Raw genomic sequence first — 14240 nt, 5'->3', positions numbered from 1 at the left:
GGCTTGGTAGCCGGGCCTTCGAAATTTCTAGCGATCAGCCGAGGCCGAGGCGGCGCTGCCACCAGCCGACCTTCTTGGGCTTTTCGCCTTCAGCCGGCGCCGCCGCGTTGGACGACACGACGATCTCGTCGGCCGGCAGGCTCTTGCGCGTCCGGCGCGGACGATTGTCTTCGGCCACCTCGGCTGCGGCTTCGGGGGCGGCGGCCTCGGTCACCGTTTCGCTGGGCGCAGCCGCCGGCTGAGCGGCAGGAGTGGGCTGGGCCTCGCCGGCATCGGCGGCTTCGGCTTCAACCGGAGCAGCGTCTGCCGTATCGGCGGCCACGGCATCGGCCGCAGGTGCCTCATCGGGCGCCGCCGCCTTCTTGCGGCTGCGACGGGGCTTGGCCGGAGCCTCGGCTGCTTCTGCTGCCTGAGGAGCCTCGGTCGCCTCGGCTTCGGCAGGGGCTGCCTTCTTGCGTGAACGCTTGGGCTTTGCAGCCTCGGCGTCCGCCGGGGCGGCTTCGCCCTCTGCCGGGGTCTCCGTGGCCTTCTTGCGGCTGCGGCGCGGCTTGGGCGCCTCGACGGCCTCGGTCGGGGTCGCTTCGGCAGCCTCGACGGGAACCGGCTCGGCGGCCAGGCTCTCGACGGGGGCGTCCTCGGCTACCGGAGCCTCGACCGCATCAGCCACGACCGCTTCGGCATCGACCGGGGCCTCGCCATTGGGCTCGGCGACCACGCCATCCTCGGGACGACGGTTGCGACGGCCACCACGGCGACCGCGACGACGGCGACGACGGCCCTCGGCGCTCTCATCACCACCGGCTTCGGCCTCGACGGCCTCCGCATCGCCATCCTCGGCCTCCTCGGAAGCTTCCTCGTCGGCCGCTGCGGCAGCGCGCTGCACGGGCTGGGCAGCCTCGTCGGCGCGATCGGCACCACCGCCACGGCGGCGACGCCGACGGCGGCGGCCGGAGCGTTCCGAACCCTCGCCATCGCCGCGTGCGGACCGATCTTCGGCCGGAGCCAGGGCATCGGCTTCTTCGTCGGCGCTCTCTTCGGCTTCGAGGTCGCCCTCGGCTTCGAGATCGATCTCGGCAAAGGTGGCGTTGTCGACGCGCACGGGACCGCGCACCGGCTCGGGGGCGGGCAGGGCGCGGGCTTCGCCGCGCTCGATGAGGAAGTGGCTGCCGGCAACCAGCGTGTCATCGGCCAGGATGGTGATCGAGAGCTGGTGACGCGCCTCGATGGCGTTGAGCTGGCTGCGCTTGGCGTTGAGCAGATAAAGCGCGACTTCGGTCGGCACCTTGACGTTGATCGACTGCCCCGGCTTGCGCAGCACATGGTCTTCCACGGCGCGCATGACGAGCAGCGCCAGGCTTTCCACCGAGCGTACGCGGCCGGTGCCGGCGCAATGGGCGCAGATATGGGTGGAGCTTTCGATGACGCCGTGGCGGATGCGCTGGCGGCTCATTTCCATCAGGCCGAAATGGCTGATGCGGCCGACCTGGATGCGGGCACGGTCGTTCTTGAGGCAATCCTTGAGCTTGCGCTCGACGGCCCTGTTGGAACGGTTCTCCATCATGTCGATGAAGTCGATGACGATGAGGCCGGCAAGGTCGCGCAGCCGCAGCTGGCGCGCGATTTCCTCGGCCGCTTCCAGATTGGTCTGGAGCGCGGTTTCCTCGATCGAGTGTTCCTTGGTGGCGCGCCCGGAATTGACGTCGATCGAGACCAGCGCCTCGGTCGGGTTGATCACGATGTAGCCGCCCGAGGGCAGAGTGACCTGGGGCGAGAACATCTGGTCGAGCTGGCTCTCGACGGTGTAGCGCGAAAAGATCGGCTGCTCGTCGTTGTAGAGCTGCACGTTGCGCGCATGGCTGGGCATGATCATGCCCATGAAGTCGCGCGCCTCGCGATAGGCATCCTCACCGGCGACCAGAAGCTCGTCGATCTCCTTGGAATAGAGATCGCGGATGGTGCGCTTGATCAGCGAGCCTTCCTCGTAGACGAGGCAGGGCGCGGTGGACTGGAGCGTGAGGGTGCGGACATTTTCCCACAGGCGCTGCAGGTATTCGAAATCGCGCTTCACTTCGGCCTTGGTGCGGCTCGCACCGGCCGTGCGCAGGATGATGCCCTGGCCCGGGGGTACCTCGAGATCGCCGACGATCTCCTTGAGGCGCTTACGATCGGCAGCGTTGGTGATCTTGCGCGAAATGCCACCGCCGCGTGCGGTATTGGGCATCAGCACCGAATAGCGGCCGGCAAGCGAGAGATAGGTGGTGAGAGCCGCGCCCTTGTTGCCGCGCTCTTCCTTGACCACCTGGACCAGCATCACCTGGCGGCGCTTGATGACTTCCTGGATCTTGTAGGAGCGGCGCGACGGAGAATGTCGCCGGCGCTCGTTGAGATCCTCGAGCGCATCCCCGCCACCCATCGATTCCACCGGCTCGGTATTGGCCGGGGCCTGTTCGATATGGCCGTTGTCCTCATGACCATCCTCGCCCTCGCCATCGGGCGTTGCGGAGGAGGCGTCGGGCTGGCCGGCTTCGGCTTCGGGCGCGTCTTCGTCGGCCTGGGCGTCCTCGGCTTCTTCCTCGCGCAGCAGGGCTTCGCGATCGGCAACCGGGATCTGGTAATAGTCGGGATGGATTTCCGAAAAGGCGAGGAAGCCGTGGCGGTTGCCGCCATATTCGACGAAGGCCGCCTGGAGCGAGGGTTCGACCCGCGTGACCTTAGCGAGGTAGATATTGCCCCTCAGCTGCCGCCGCTGGGCGGATTCGAAATCGAACTCCTCGAGGCGGTTACCGTTGGTGACGACAATCCGTGTCTCTTCCGGGTGGATGCCATCCACCAGCATTCTCTTGGTAGCCATAAAGCTGCACTCCGCGCCGTCGCGGGCCATGACACTGTGTGTCGGGACGTGCCGGCTGTGTGGCCGGTCCTGTCGGAATGGCGCCATGCGAGGCGTATGGTTTAAAAATAAAGGCGTCCGAGACGCCGCATCTGTGGCGTGAAGCGCGCACTGCGCTGCTGCCTGCGGTCAAAACCGGGCGGCAAAGGACAACGATGGCGCTTTCGTTGATGGTGTCCGCGCCAAGGCGTGTCGGCCGTTCGGTCATAGACCTCTTCCTCTGGGGCCGTGCCGGGACGGGGGGTGTCCTGGCGCGGCCATCCGGCCATGCGTGAGCCGGAAGCCGTGAGAGGCGTCGCCGTACCGCAACTGACGGGGCCCGTGCCGGCGACGCCGGCCAGTCCTGCTGCGGCCCGCCTGGCGCCCCGGTAAACCTTCGGAGCCAGCGAGGCCGCATCGCGCCTCGATCCAAGGCTTTAGGGATGTTGCTGCCAATTGGCAACAGGAAAGTCAAAACCCGCCAGACCTGCGGGGGGATTTGCGGAGCCTTCGTCTTGAACATCTTGCCAGTACAACTGGCCGGCGCTAGCGGGCATTGCGATGACCGGGATGGCGGGCGTGCCGTCGATTCGCCCCATTCGGTCGCCATCCCGTAGCGCTTCCGATCCGTTCCCAGAGACAGTGCGCGTGAGACGCTCCAGCCGCAAACCGCACCGCAGCCTGCCGACACTTGGCTGTCTTGCCGTTTCTCTCATTGCTGCCCTGGCCTTGTGGCAACCGCTTCAGGCGCAGGAGGCGACCCCTGCAAACAGCCCGGCGAACGCCGTGGTCTCCGCGCCGGCCGACGCGCAGGCGCTTTCGGGCGAGGCGGCGGGGCAGGTGACGGGGGTGCGCGTTTCCTCGACGCCCGATCGCGCGCGGCTGATCGTCGATCTGTCACGCACGACGGAATTCGCCATCGCCACGCTGGCCGACCCCGAACGCATCGCCATCGACGTGCGCATGGGCGGGGTCAACGTGCCCGACCTGCCCGAAGTGGCCGGGGAGGGGCTGGTCCGCGGCTTCGAGATCAGCCAGCTCGATGTCGACCGGGTCAGGACCCTGTTGTCTCTTTCGGGGCCGGCGCAGGTGCAGCAGGCCTATGTGCTCGATGCCGTGGCCGACCAGCCGGCGCGACTGGTGGTCGACATCATTCCCGATACCCCGGCAGCGTTCGCGACGCGCGCCGCAGCGCATCTTGCCGCCTCGCAGGCGGTTCTGGCGGCCGAAACGGGACCGGAGCCGGTGCTGGCTCTGGGCGAGCCTTCCACCGAGCCGGGAGCGGCCGTGCCCGTGGCGGTGCCATCGAGCGACGTGCGGCCCCTCGTGATCATCGATCCGGGCCATGGCGGCATCGACAATGGCGCGACCGCCCCGAGCGGGGTGCACGAAAAGGCGATCGTGCTCGGCTATGCCAAGCAGCTGCGCGACCTGCTGGTGGATTCGGGCCGCTTCGACGTGGCGCTGACCCGTGAGGACGATATTTATCTCAGGCTCGAGGAGCGGGTGGCGATCGCGCGGCAGAACAAGGCCGATCTCTTCATCTCGCTGCATGCCGACAGCTTCCAGCAGCCCGAGATCCGCGGCGCCAGCGTCTATACCCGCGACGAGCGTGCAACCGACGTGCTCGACCGCGTGCTGGCCGAGAGCGAGAACAAGCGTGACATCATCGCCGGCTTCGCCATGCCCGAGATGACCCCGCAGGTGGTCGATATCCTCGTCGACCTGATGCGGCGCGAGATGCGGCGGCAATCCTATGTCGCGGCGCAGGCCATCGTGCATCAGCTCGAACCCTCGGTGACGCTGCGGCGCTTTCCGGTGCGGCAGGCGGATTTCTTCGTGCTGCAGGCGCCCGACGTGCCCTCGGTGCTGGTCGAGTTGGGCTTTCTCTCCAATGCCGACGACATCCAGAATCTTCTGACCGATGGCTGGCGCGACCGGGTGGTGGATGCGCTGGCGCGGGGCATCGCGCATTATTTCGATGAGCTCGAAACGGGCGCCGACGCAACTGTTGCAAGCCAGCAACGCTAGCGGGGCGGACCTGTCGCTGCGGCGAATTTCCATGGCGGGGCGGCCCGGTATCCACAATTCCGCCCCTCTCTGTTATGATTCCAGAGAGTGCGCGGCGATCCGGCCTGCGCGGGCACGTTCATGACATCGGGGTGAAGCGTTCATGCTGAGACTGTTTGGCTGGCTTTTCGGCTTCGGGATCTTCTGTGCGCTCGGCGCCGTCGCCGTGGGTGCGGTCTATCTCGGCCAGCTGTCCGCGACGCTGCCCGACTATACGGTGCTCAAGGATTACCAGCCTCCGGTCACGACGCGCGTGCATGCCGCCGATGGTACGCTGCTGGCAGAATATGCCCGCGAGCGCCGGCTGTTCCAGCCGATCGAGACGATCCCGGCCAAGCTGATCCAGGCGTTTCTCTCGGCCGAAGACAAGGATTTCTACAATCACGGTGGCCTCGCCGTGGACGGTATCGCCCGCGCCATCCGCGACAACATCATGGCACGCATCGATGGCAGTTCGGCGATCCAGGGCGGTGGCTCGACCATTACCCAGCAGGTGGCCAAGAACTTCCTCCTGACCTCCGAGCAGACCTGGGACCGAAAGATCCAGGAAGCGATCCTCGCGCTCAGGATCGAGTCGACCTTCTCCAAGGACAAGATCCTCGAGCTTTATCTCAACGAGATCTTCCTCGGCCTCAATTCCTATGGCGTGGCGGCGGCGGCGCTGAATTATTTCGACAAGGCGCTCTACCAGCTGACGCTTGCCGAGATCGCCTATATCGCCGCGCTGCCCAAGGGCCCCAACAATTACCATCCGTTCCGCCGCAAGGAAGCGGCGATCGAGCGCCGCAACTGGGTGATCGATCGCATGGTCGAGAACGGCTATGTGACCCCCGAGGAGGCGGCTGCCTCCAAGGCCGAGGACCTCAACGTGCTGCCGCGCCAGTCGGGCAGCCAGCTGTTTTCGGCCGAGTATTTCACCGAGGAAGTGCGCCGCCAGCTCGGCCAGCTCTATGGCGAGGACCAGCTTTATGGCGGCGGGCTTTCGGTGCGCACCACGCTCAACCCCAAGCTGCAGGATTATGCACGCCGCGCGCTGATGGACGGGCTCATCGCCTATGACCAGGGCGAGGGCTTCCGCGGACCGGTGGCGAGCGTGGAACTCGGCGAGGACTGGGGCAAGGCGGTCTGGGAGGTCAAGCCGCTGAGCGACGTGCCCGAATGGCGCCTCGCCGTGGTGCTCGAGATGGGCAACAACGAGGCCCAGATCGGGCTGCGGCCGTTTGCAGGGCCGGATGGCCAGCCCTCGGGCGAGCGCGTGACGGGCACGCTGGCCGGGCCCGACGTCAAGTGGCTGAGGCCCAAGCTTCAGGACGTGCTCAAGGCCGGTGACGTCGTCTATGTCTCGCAGGTGCCCGACAAGCAGGGCAGTTTCACCCTGCAACAGGTGCCCGAACTCGAAGGCGCGATCGTCGCCATGGACCCGCGCACCGGACGCGTGCTGGCGATGGTGGGTGGCTTCTCGTTCTCGGCATCGGAATTCAACCGCGCCACGCAGGCGCTGCGCCAGCCGGGTTCGTCGTTCAAGCCGCTCGTTTATGCCGCAGCGCTCGACAATGGCTACACCCCGGCCTCGGTGGTGCTCGATGCGCCGCTCGAGATCATCAATGCCGATGGCTCGGTGTGGCGGCCCGAAAACTATGCGCAGCAATTTTACGGCCCGCAGACCCTGCGGCGCGGCATCGAGCGCAGCCGTAACGTGATGACCGTGCGGCTGGCGCAGGATATCGGCATGCCGTTGATCACCGAGTATGCGCGCATGTTCGGCATCTACGACAAGCTGACGCCGGTGCTGGCGATGTCGCTGGGCGCGGGCGAGACCACCGACATGCGGATGACGGCGGCCTATGCCACCATCGCCAATGGCGGGCGGCGCATCACCCCGACGCTGATCGACCGCATCCAGGACCGCTATGGCAATACCGTCTATCGCCATGACGAGCGCGTCTGCGATGGCTGCGGTGTGACCGAATGGAGCAACCAGCCCGAGCCGCTGATCATCGACAATCGCGAGCAGGTGCTCGACCCGATGACCGCCTACCAGATCACCTCGATGATGGAAGGCGTCGTGCAGCGCGGCACGGGCACTGCGGCCAAGTCGCTCAATCGCCCGGTAGCCGGCAAGACCGGCACCTCGAACGACTACAAGGATGCCTGGTTCGTGGGCTTCACGCCCGAACTGGCCGTGGGCGTCTATGTCGGGTTCGACCGGCCGCGCAACATGGGCAAGCAGGCCACCGGCGGCGAACTGGCCGTGCCGATCTTCACAAAATTCATGGAAAAGGCCCTGGCCGGCGAGCCGCCGACCCCCTTCAACATGCCCCAGGGCATGGCGCAGGTGTGGATCGATCCGGCAACCGGGGTCAAGGCCAATGCCGGGCAGGCCGCGATCTACGAGGCCTTCAAGCCCGGCACCGGCCCCAACCTCGTGACCTCGGTGATCGGGGTGGATTCGAACGCCTTCACCAGCATCGAGCAGCAGGCTTCGGGCGCCAGCAGCGGCGGGGGCAGTTTCTTCGGCACATCGGCGCCCGTCGAGCGGCCACAGCCGCCAGCCGAAGTCGGTGGCGGTAATCGCGGCATGCCGAGCTTCTGGCCGGGCGGCGGCAACCAGGGTCGCGGCGGGCTGTTCTGATCGGCAACGCAATGAGAGGGACCGGATCGAACCGGTCCCTTTTGCCATGCGGCGGGCGGTTTGCGGCGTCACGGGTTGAACGACCGGGCTGCGTCGTCTAAATCACCGGGCGACGAAAGGAATGCCCATGCGTATGGAAATCGAGAAGGTCGTGGCTGAAATCGAGCAGGTCATAAGCCTGCTGAGGAGGCATCTTTGACTGGGATACAGCACAAGCCCGCCTCGACCATCTGAACGCCCAATCCGAGGCGCCCGAATTCTGGAACGACGCCAACAAGGCGCGTGAGCTTATGCGCCAGCGCGACGAACTCGCGGTGCAGATCGAAGCCGTGCGCGGCCTCGAATCGGCGATCAGCGACAATCGCGAGCTGATCGAACTCGGCGAGGCCGAAGGCGATGCCGAGATCGTGGAGGAGGCCGAAAAGGCCCTGCTCGAGGCCAAGGTGCAGGCCCGGCGCATCCAGGTCGAGACGCTGCTCTCGGGCGAAGCCGACGCCAACGACGCCTATCTCGAAATCCATGCCGGGGCTGGCGGGACCGAGAGCCAGGACTGGGCCAACATGCTTTTGCGCATGTATACCCGCTGGGCCGAGCGCCGGAAGTTCAAGGTGGAATCGATCGAGTTCCACGACGGCGAAGAGGCCGGCATCAAATCCGCCACCATCCAGGTGAAGGGCCACAATGCCTATGGCTGGCTCAAGACCGAGAGCGGCGTGCACCGGCTGGTGCGGATTTCGCCCTTCGACAGCGCGGCGCGTCGCCATACGAGCTTTTCGAGCGCGTGGGTCTATCCGGTGGTGGACGACACCATCAATATCGAGATCAACGAAGCCGATCTCAAGGTGGATACCTATCGCTCATCGGGCGCCGGCGGCCAGCACGTGAACACCACGGACAGCGCCATCCGCATCACCCACGTGCCTTCGGGCATCGTGGTGGCCTGCCAGCAGGAGCGCAGCCAGCACAAGAACCGCGCCAAGGCGATGGAGATGCTGAAGGCCCGGCTCTATGAGCAGGAACTCCAGAAGCGCGAGGAAGCGGCCAATGCGGAGGCGGCCTCCAAGACCGATATCGGCTGGGGCCACCAGATCCGCTCCTATGTGCTGCAGCCCTACCAGATGGTGAAGGACCTGCGCACCGGGGTGGAAACCTCGAACACCGGGGCGGTGCTCGACGGCGATCTCGACCAGTTCATGGAAGCTTCGCTTGCGGCGAGGCTCGATCGCGACAATAGCGACGCGAGCTGATCGGCTCTCAGGCTGGCGTGCCCACGAGGCGTGCCAGCCGCCGGCCGGCGGCGAGGAAGCGGCTGGGATCGAGCGGGCGATCGGCCTTGCGCACCTCGAAATGCAGGTGCGGGCCGGTGGAGCGGCCCGTCGAGCCGACCTTGGCGATGGGCGTGCCGGTCTGCACCGACTGGCCCTCGCGCGCAATGAAGGCCGAGAGATGCGCATAGCGCGTCACAAGACCATCCGAATGGGTGACCTCCACCACCTTGCCATAGCCTGAGCGCACCCCGACGAAGCTGACGCGACCATCGCCGGCGCTGGTGACGACGGTGCCCGTGGGCGCAGCGAAGTCGAGCCCGGCATGGAAGGCCTTGCCGCGCGTGAAGGGGTCTGTGCGGTTGCCAAAGCCCGAACTGGAGCGGGCCGAGGCTGCGATGGGGCGGTGGATGGGGGCCGTGGCGATGGCCTTGCGCGCAGCCTTGTAGCGCGCCAGCGCATCGGCGACGGCATTGGCGTCTTCGATGAGATCGCCAGCATCCTCGCCGGGCCGTGCCGGAAGCAGCGGGCCGCCCATCGCGCCCGCCGTGCCGGGCAGGCTGGTGCCGAGCCCCAGCGACTGCAATTCGGAGACGATGGCATCGGTGGAGCGCCTCGCCTCGACCGAGATCGCCGCCATGGCCAGCCGCGATTCCTCGAGCATGGTGGTGACGGAGCGGGCGGTTGCGAGCACGTCGCCCTGGCCTGTGGCCGACACGGAGCCGGTGATCAGGGGATCGACGCCCGTGCTGGGCGCGGCGGCCGTCCGCAGGCCAAGCTCCTCGGCGCGGGCCGCCAGCTGGCGAACATAGTGATGCTGCTCGGTCAGCACTTCCTGCTGCTGGGCCAGCTCCTGCAGCTGCAGGTTGAGATCGCCGGCCTGCGCGAACTGGCGCGAATGCAGGCGATCGACCTCGAGCCGCATCGTTGCGATGCGATCCTCATAGGCCGAGACGATGAGATCGGTCTGGTCGCCCATGAGCCGCGAAATGTCGGGTGCCATGAGGAACGCGACGCCGGTTGCGACATTGGTGGCGAGCAGCAGCCCGAACATGCCGTAGAAGAGGGCGGGCCTGATGCCGGATGGCCCGGCCGGACGTGGAGACTGAGCCCCGAAGGGCTTCTGGATGGGTACGCTACGCAACTGACTGAACTCCCCGCACACGAGAGTGACGCGAGGACGATCATGCCGCGTTAAGGTTAATCAAACGCCAAGCGGGTGGCAGGTTCAGCCCATCAGGGCAGGGCGCGGACGGCTGCCAGCATCTTGGCGGCATGGCCCTTGATTCGCGTGGCGCGCGTGACGGCCCGGACCTGGCCCTCGGCATTGACCAGCACGGAGGTGCGGATCAGCCCCTCATAGACCCGGCCATAGAGCTGTTTTTCGCCCCAGACGCCAAAGGCCTTGATGGTGACCAGATCCGGGTCGGCCAAGAGGGGAATGGCGAGCGCGAATTTGTCGCGGAAGGCGCAATGGCTCGCCACCGGATCGGGCGAAATGCCGACGACGACGGCGCCCTCGGCCGCGAATTCGGCGGCTAGGGCCGAGAATTCCAGCATTTCGACGGTGCAGCCCTCGGTGTCATCCTGCGGGTAGAAGACCAGAACTACCGGCCGGCCCCTGTGCTCGGAGAGGCGGAACCGGGTGCCGTCATCGGCATCGAGAACGAAGTCTGGGGCAGGGGTGCCGGGGGCGATCATGCTCATGGACTCTTCCGGTCGTGGCTCGGACGTGCGAAGGAAGGCGCAAGTGCCATATTGCAGCCGGCATCGTTGGGCAAGTCACAAGCCCCACGTGCCGATTCTGTCCGGTTGGCGCGCCACTACGCTATCGGTTCAAGACGGATCCAGTGAGCCAGACGCCCGAGTCGGAACAAACGATCGAGCCGCCTGCGAAAAGGCGCGTTCTGCCGCGCCTCGTGCTGGGATTGCTGGGCATTCCGTTCGCCTTGTTCGTGGTGCTCTACCTCGTGCTGCTGATCACGCCCGTGCCGGTGCCGTTCATGGCCCAGCAGGTGCGCAGCTTCGTTCTCGCCTCCCTGCCTCCGGGCAGCGATCTCGAACTGGGCGACATGGCGCTGGCGGTCGAGGGCGGCACGCTGCCGGTGATCCGGTTTTCCACCGTGACCTACACCGACACGACGATCGGGGCCCGGCTGCGCATGGGCGCGCTCGAAGTGGGCTTTTCGCCGCTGCGCACGCTTGTGGGCCAGCCCGGCGCGGTGGTGACGCTGGTCGAGCCTCATATCCAGATCAACCAGGATCTGTTCGGGCCGCGCCTCGCCAATCTCGAGATCGAGCGGGACGAAAGCGGTTCGCCCACGGTGATCCGGGTGCTGGAGGGTTCGGCAGCGTTTCCATCGGTGGATTTTTCGTCCGACGGCATCAATGTGCGCGGCAGCCTGCCGGCCGGGGCCAGCATGCAGATGCGCTCGGACAATGACTGGCTGATCTACAATCTCGAGGCGGCCGAAAAGGGTGTCGCCGACATCATGGCGCAGGCGCGCAACGGCACGTTCTCGCGCCTCGTGATCCGTGACGGCACGCTCGACATGAATGACGCCGTCTATGGTATCTTCCGCACCTTCGAGGACATCACTCTCGATATCGCCCCCACGGCGAGCGGGCGGGCGGTGAAGGGCACGTTCTCGGCCAGCTTCGGCGGCACGGTGATGAGCGGGGAGGTCGAGCGGGCGCCCGAAGCCGATGGGCGCACGCATCTGCGCGCCTCGGTGACCAATGTCGATTTCGCCTCGTTCCTGCCGTTCATCAACGACGAGGACAGCATGGTGGCGCTTGCCGGCGCCAGCGCCCTCTCGATGGATGTGAGCTTTGCGGTAGACACAGGCAAGCTCATCGGCGGGCGCTTCAACGTCGATGTGACGGGCACCGATCTCAGGATCGAGAACGACTATTTCCCGGTCGCAAGCTCGATCATGCAGATCGACTGGGACCCGATCAAAGGGCAGTTCACGCTGGCCGAGTCCCAGCTCTCGGTGGGGCAGAGCAGCGGCACGATGTCTGGCATCTTCCTGCTCGGGCTCGACGAGCTCTATGGGCCCACGGTCAGCATGTCGATGAACGGCAAGGGCCTGCGGCTCCACCCCAATGACATGGCAGCCCCCGAGACGGCCTTCGACAGGCTTTCGTTCAGCGGCTGGTCGGCCCCGCTCTATGGCGCGCTGGGCATCGACCAGTTCGTGGCCGAAAAGGACGATGGCGCGAGAATCGCCAGCAAGGGCCGCATCGACATGCTGCGCAGCGGCATGGGCTTCGAGATGACGGTGGCCGGCGAAGGGGTGAGCGCTGACGATCTCAAGCGGCTCTGGCCCTATTTCCTGTCGCGCGACAATCGCGACTGGTTCGTCAAGAACATCACCACGGGCGTGGTCGAAACCGCGACCATGAAATACAATTTCCCCGTCGGGACGCTGGTCGACGGGCAGCCGCTGCCGCCCAATTCGATGAGCATCGACATGGTCGGGCGCGGCGTGCACATCATTCCAATCGAGACGATGGCGCCCTTGGCCATCGATGGCCGGACCATCCTGCAGATCCGCGACGGACAGGTGACGATCGCGGCCGACGGAGCGCGGCTCGATACCCAGAACGGCGCGATCTCGGTGGCGAACGCCGCGATGATCATCGACAACGACCGGCCGGACGAACGCGTCATCGAAATCTCGGGCGATCTCTCGGGCGACATCCCGGCGCTCGTGGCCCTGGCGCAGGAGCAGCAGCCGCAGGCGCTGTCGGAGGCGGGCGACCTGCCGCTCGACATCAAGGCGCTCGATGGCAATCTGACGCTGGGGCTGGTGGCGACCATCCTGCTCGACGGCAAGGGCGAGACCAAGTCGCTCGACTATGCCATCAATGGCCGCGTGCTTGATTTTGCCAGCACCGCGCCGATTGAGAATTTCACCATCAACAATGGCCAACTCACCTTTGCGGCGACGCAGGCCGGATACACGATCGGCGGCAAGGCCGACGTGCAGGGGCTGACCGCGGACCTCTCGATCTCGGGGCAGATCGCCGAAGAGATGCCGGCCCCCGAAATCCTGCTGAGCGCGACGCTGAACGCCCAGGACCTCGCCAAGATGGGCTTTGATGCCTCGGCGTTCCTTTCGGGCGACGTGACATTCGTGGCCCGGCCGATGCCCGACAAGAGCCTGCAACTGGCGATCGACCTCGAAAAGGCGGGCGTCACCGTCCGCGATATCGGGATCTCGAAAGCCGCGGGCGTGCCCGGCTCTTTCAAGGCGGCGGTGCGGCAGGACGGCACGCTGACCGAGATGAGCCAGATCGACCTGGCCTTCGGCGACGTCAAGCTGATGGGCGGGTTGCAGATCGATACGGCCAAGGGTCTGCAATCGGCGCAGTTCACGACCTTCGCGCTCAACCCGGGCGATTCGGCGCAGCTCTCGCTGACACCGATCAATGATGGCTACGAGGTGCGGCTGCGCGGCCAGCAACTCGATTTGAAGCCGATGCTGAGCCGCTTCATCAACCTGACGCCCGGTGCCGCCGGCGGCGGAGGCAGCGGCGCAGCGAGCGGGGCGACCCCGCCCCTGACGCAGACGCTGGTGGTGGATGCGCAGCTCGACCGGGCGCTGGGGTTCTATCGCACCACGGCCTATAATGTGGATCTCGACCTGTCGCTGCGCGGAACGGATCTCCGGCGCGTGGGATTGCAGGCGCAGCTGGGCGGCAACCGCTCGGTGTCGGTGACGACGAACAACGCCTCTGGCAGCCGCGCCACGTCGGTGGCCTTCAACGACATGGGCACGCTGCTGCGCTTCCTCAACGTCTACCCCAATGTCGAGGGTGGCGAGGGCGTGCTGGTGCTCGATACCGACACCAGCGCCAATGTCGATCGCGGCCAGTTCAGCATCCGGAACTTCGCCATCGTCGATGAGGACAATGTGGCGCAGATCCTCGGCAACCACAGCGAATCCCGCCAGCTGATCTCTCGGCAGAACAAGCTGTCGTTCCGCAGCGGGCAGGTGGATTTCGTGCGCCGCTCGGATCGGGTGGAGGTTTCCGAAGCGGTGCTTTCGGGCGATATGGTGGGCGGCACCATGCGCGGCTTCATCTATACCGACCGGGGCCAGTATGACCTTACGGGCACCTATGTGCCGCTGTTCGGGCTCAACAACGCCTTCCAGAAGCTGCCGATCTTCGGGCCGCTGCTGGGCGGGCGCGACGGTGAGGGGTTGTTCGGGGTGACATTCGCGGTGCGCGGACCGCTCGACAAACCCAATTTCATCGTCAATCCGCTCTCGGCGCTCGTGCCCGGGGCGTTCCGCACGCTCTTCGAGTATCGGGCCCGCGAGCAACCGCGCGCACCCCGCACCGAAACCCCGCAATAAGAAAAGGCCCGGCAGAAGCCGGGCCTTTTTGCAGG

7 protein-coding genes are annotated in these 14240 nt (G+C 66.2%); 4 read left to right on the top strand and 3 right to left on the bottom strand.

Annotation, left to right across the window (positions count from 1 at the left end):
• Positions 1 to 34 precede the first annotated feature (34 nt).
• Positions 35 to 2851 carry an Rne/Rng family ribonuclease gene (locus tag BT183_RS06045; protein ID WP_072339909.1) on the bottom strand — a complete coding sequence of 939 codons (2817 nt, stop codon included), beginning with the start codon at positions 2849 to 2851 and terminating at the stop codon, positions 35 to 37.
• An 804-nt stretch (positions 2852 to 3655) separates the two neighbouring features.
• On the opposite strand from BT183_RS06045, the gene BT183_RS06040 reads away from it, so the two are divergent.
• The 3 genes from BT183_RS06040 (at position 3656) to prfB (ending at position 8818) form a co-directional block, all read left to right on the top strand.
• On the top strand, positions 3656 to 4900 hold the full coding sequence (locus tag BT183_RS06040; RefSeq protein ID WP_177282407.1) for an N-acetylmuramoyl-L-alanine amidase: 1245 nt from the start codon (positions 3656 to 3658) through the stop codon (positions 4898 to 4900).
• Positions 4901 to 5042: 142 nt separating this feature from the next.
• Positions 5043 to 7571 (top strand): penicillin-binding protein 1A, encoded by a 2529-nt coding sequence (locus BT183_RS06035; protein ID WP_084603272.1) that lies wholly within the window; start codon positions 5043 to 5045, stop codon positions 7569 to 7571.
• Positions 7572 to 7698: 127 nt separating this feature from the next.
• Positions 7699 to 8818, top strand: a protein-coding gene (prfB, locus tag BT183_RS06030) for a peptide chain release factor 2 (RefSeq protein WP_342078095.1) whose coding sequence is annotated in 2 segments (ribosomal slippage) — positions 7699 to 7767 and positions 7769 to 8818 — 1119 coding nt in all. Because the reading frame shifts where the segments join, the coding sequence is not laid out codon by codon here.
• A 7-nt stretch (positions 8819 to 8825) separates the two neighbouring features.
• On the opposite strand, the gene BT183_RS06025 is transcribed toward prfB, so the two are convergent.
• Positions 8826 to 9980 (bottom strand): M23 family metallopeptidase, encoded by a 1155-nt coding sequence (locus tag BT183_RS06025; RefSeq protein ID WP_143145676.1) that lies wholly within the window; start codon positions 9978 to 9980, stop codon positions 8826 to 8828.
• Between the two features lie 92 nt (positions 9981 to 10072).
• Entirely contained in the window at positions 10073 to 10543 is a 471-nt protein-coding gene (locus BT183_RS06020) for a peroxiredoxin (protein ID WP_072339901.1), read from the bottom strand.
• A 143-nt stretch (positions 10544 to 10686) separates the two neighbouring features.
• On the opposite strand from BT183_RS06020, the gene BT183_RS06015 reads away from it, so the two are divergent.
• Positions 10687 to 14205, top strand: a complete 3519-nt coding sequence (locus tag BT183_RS06015; protein ID WP_072339899.1) for a DUF3971 domain-containing protein — start codon at positions 10687 to 10689, stop codon at positions 14203 to 14205.
• Positions 14206 to 14240 lie beyond the last annotated feature (35 nt).

The sequence above is a fragment of the Devosia enhydra genome, assembly GCF_900119845.1.
Lineage (GTDB): Bacteria > Pseudomonadota > Alphaproteobacteria > Rhizobiales > Devosiaceae > FPKU01.
This window is presented reverse-complemented; position numbering and strand designations above follow the sequence as displayed.

Bases quoted from the DNA above. Each gene is read 5' to 3' on its own strand.
- BT183_RS06045 (WP_072339909.1), bottom strand. From the start codon at position 2,851: ATGGCTACCAAGAGAATGCTGGTGGATGGCATCCACCCGGAAGAGACA.
- BT183_RS06035 (WP_084603272.1), top strand. From the start codon at position 5,043: ATGCTGAGACTGTTTGGCTGGCTTTTCGGCTTCGGGATCTTCTGTGCG.
- BT183_RS06020 (WP_072339901.1), bottom strand. From the start codon at position 10,543: ATGAGCATGATCGCCCCCGGCACCCCTGCCCCAGACTTCGTTCTCGAT.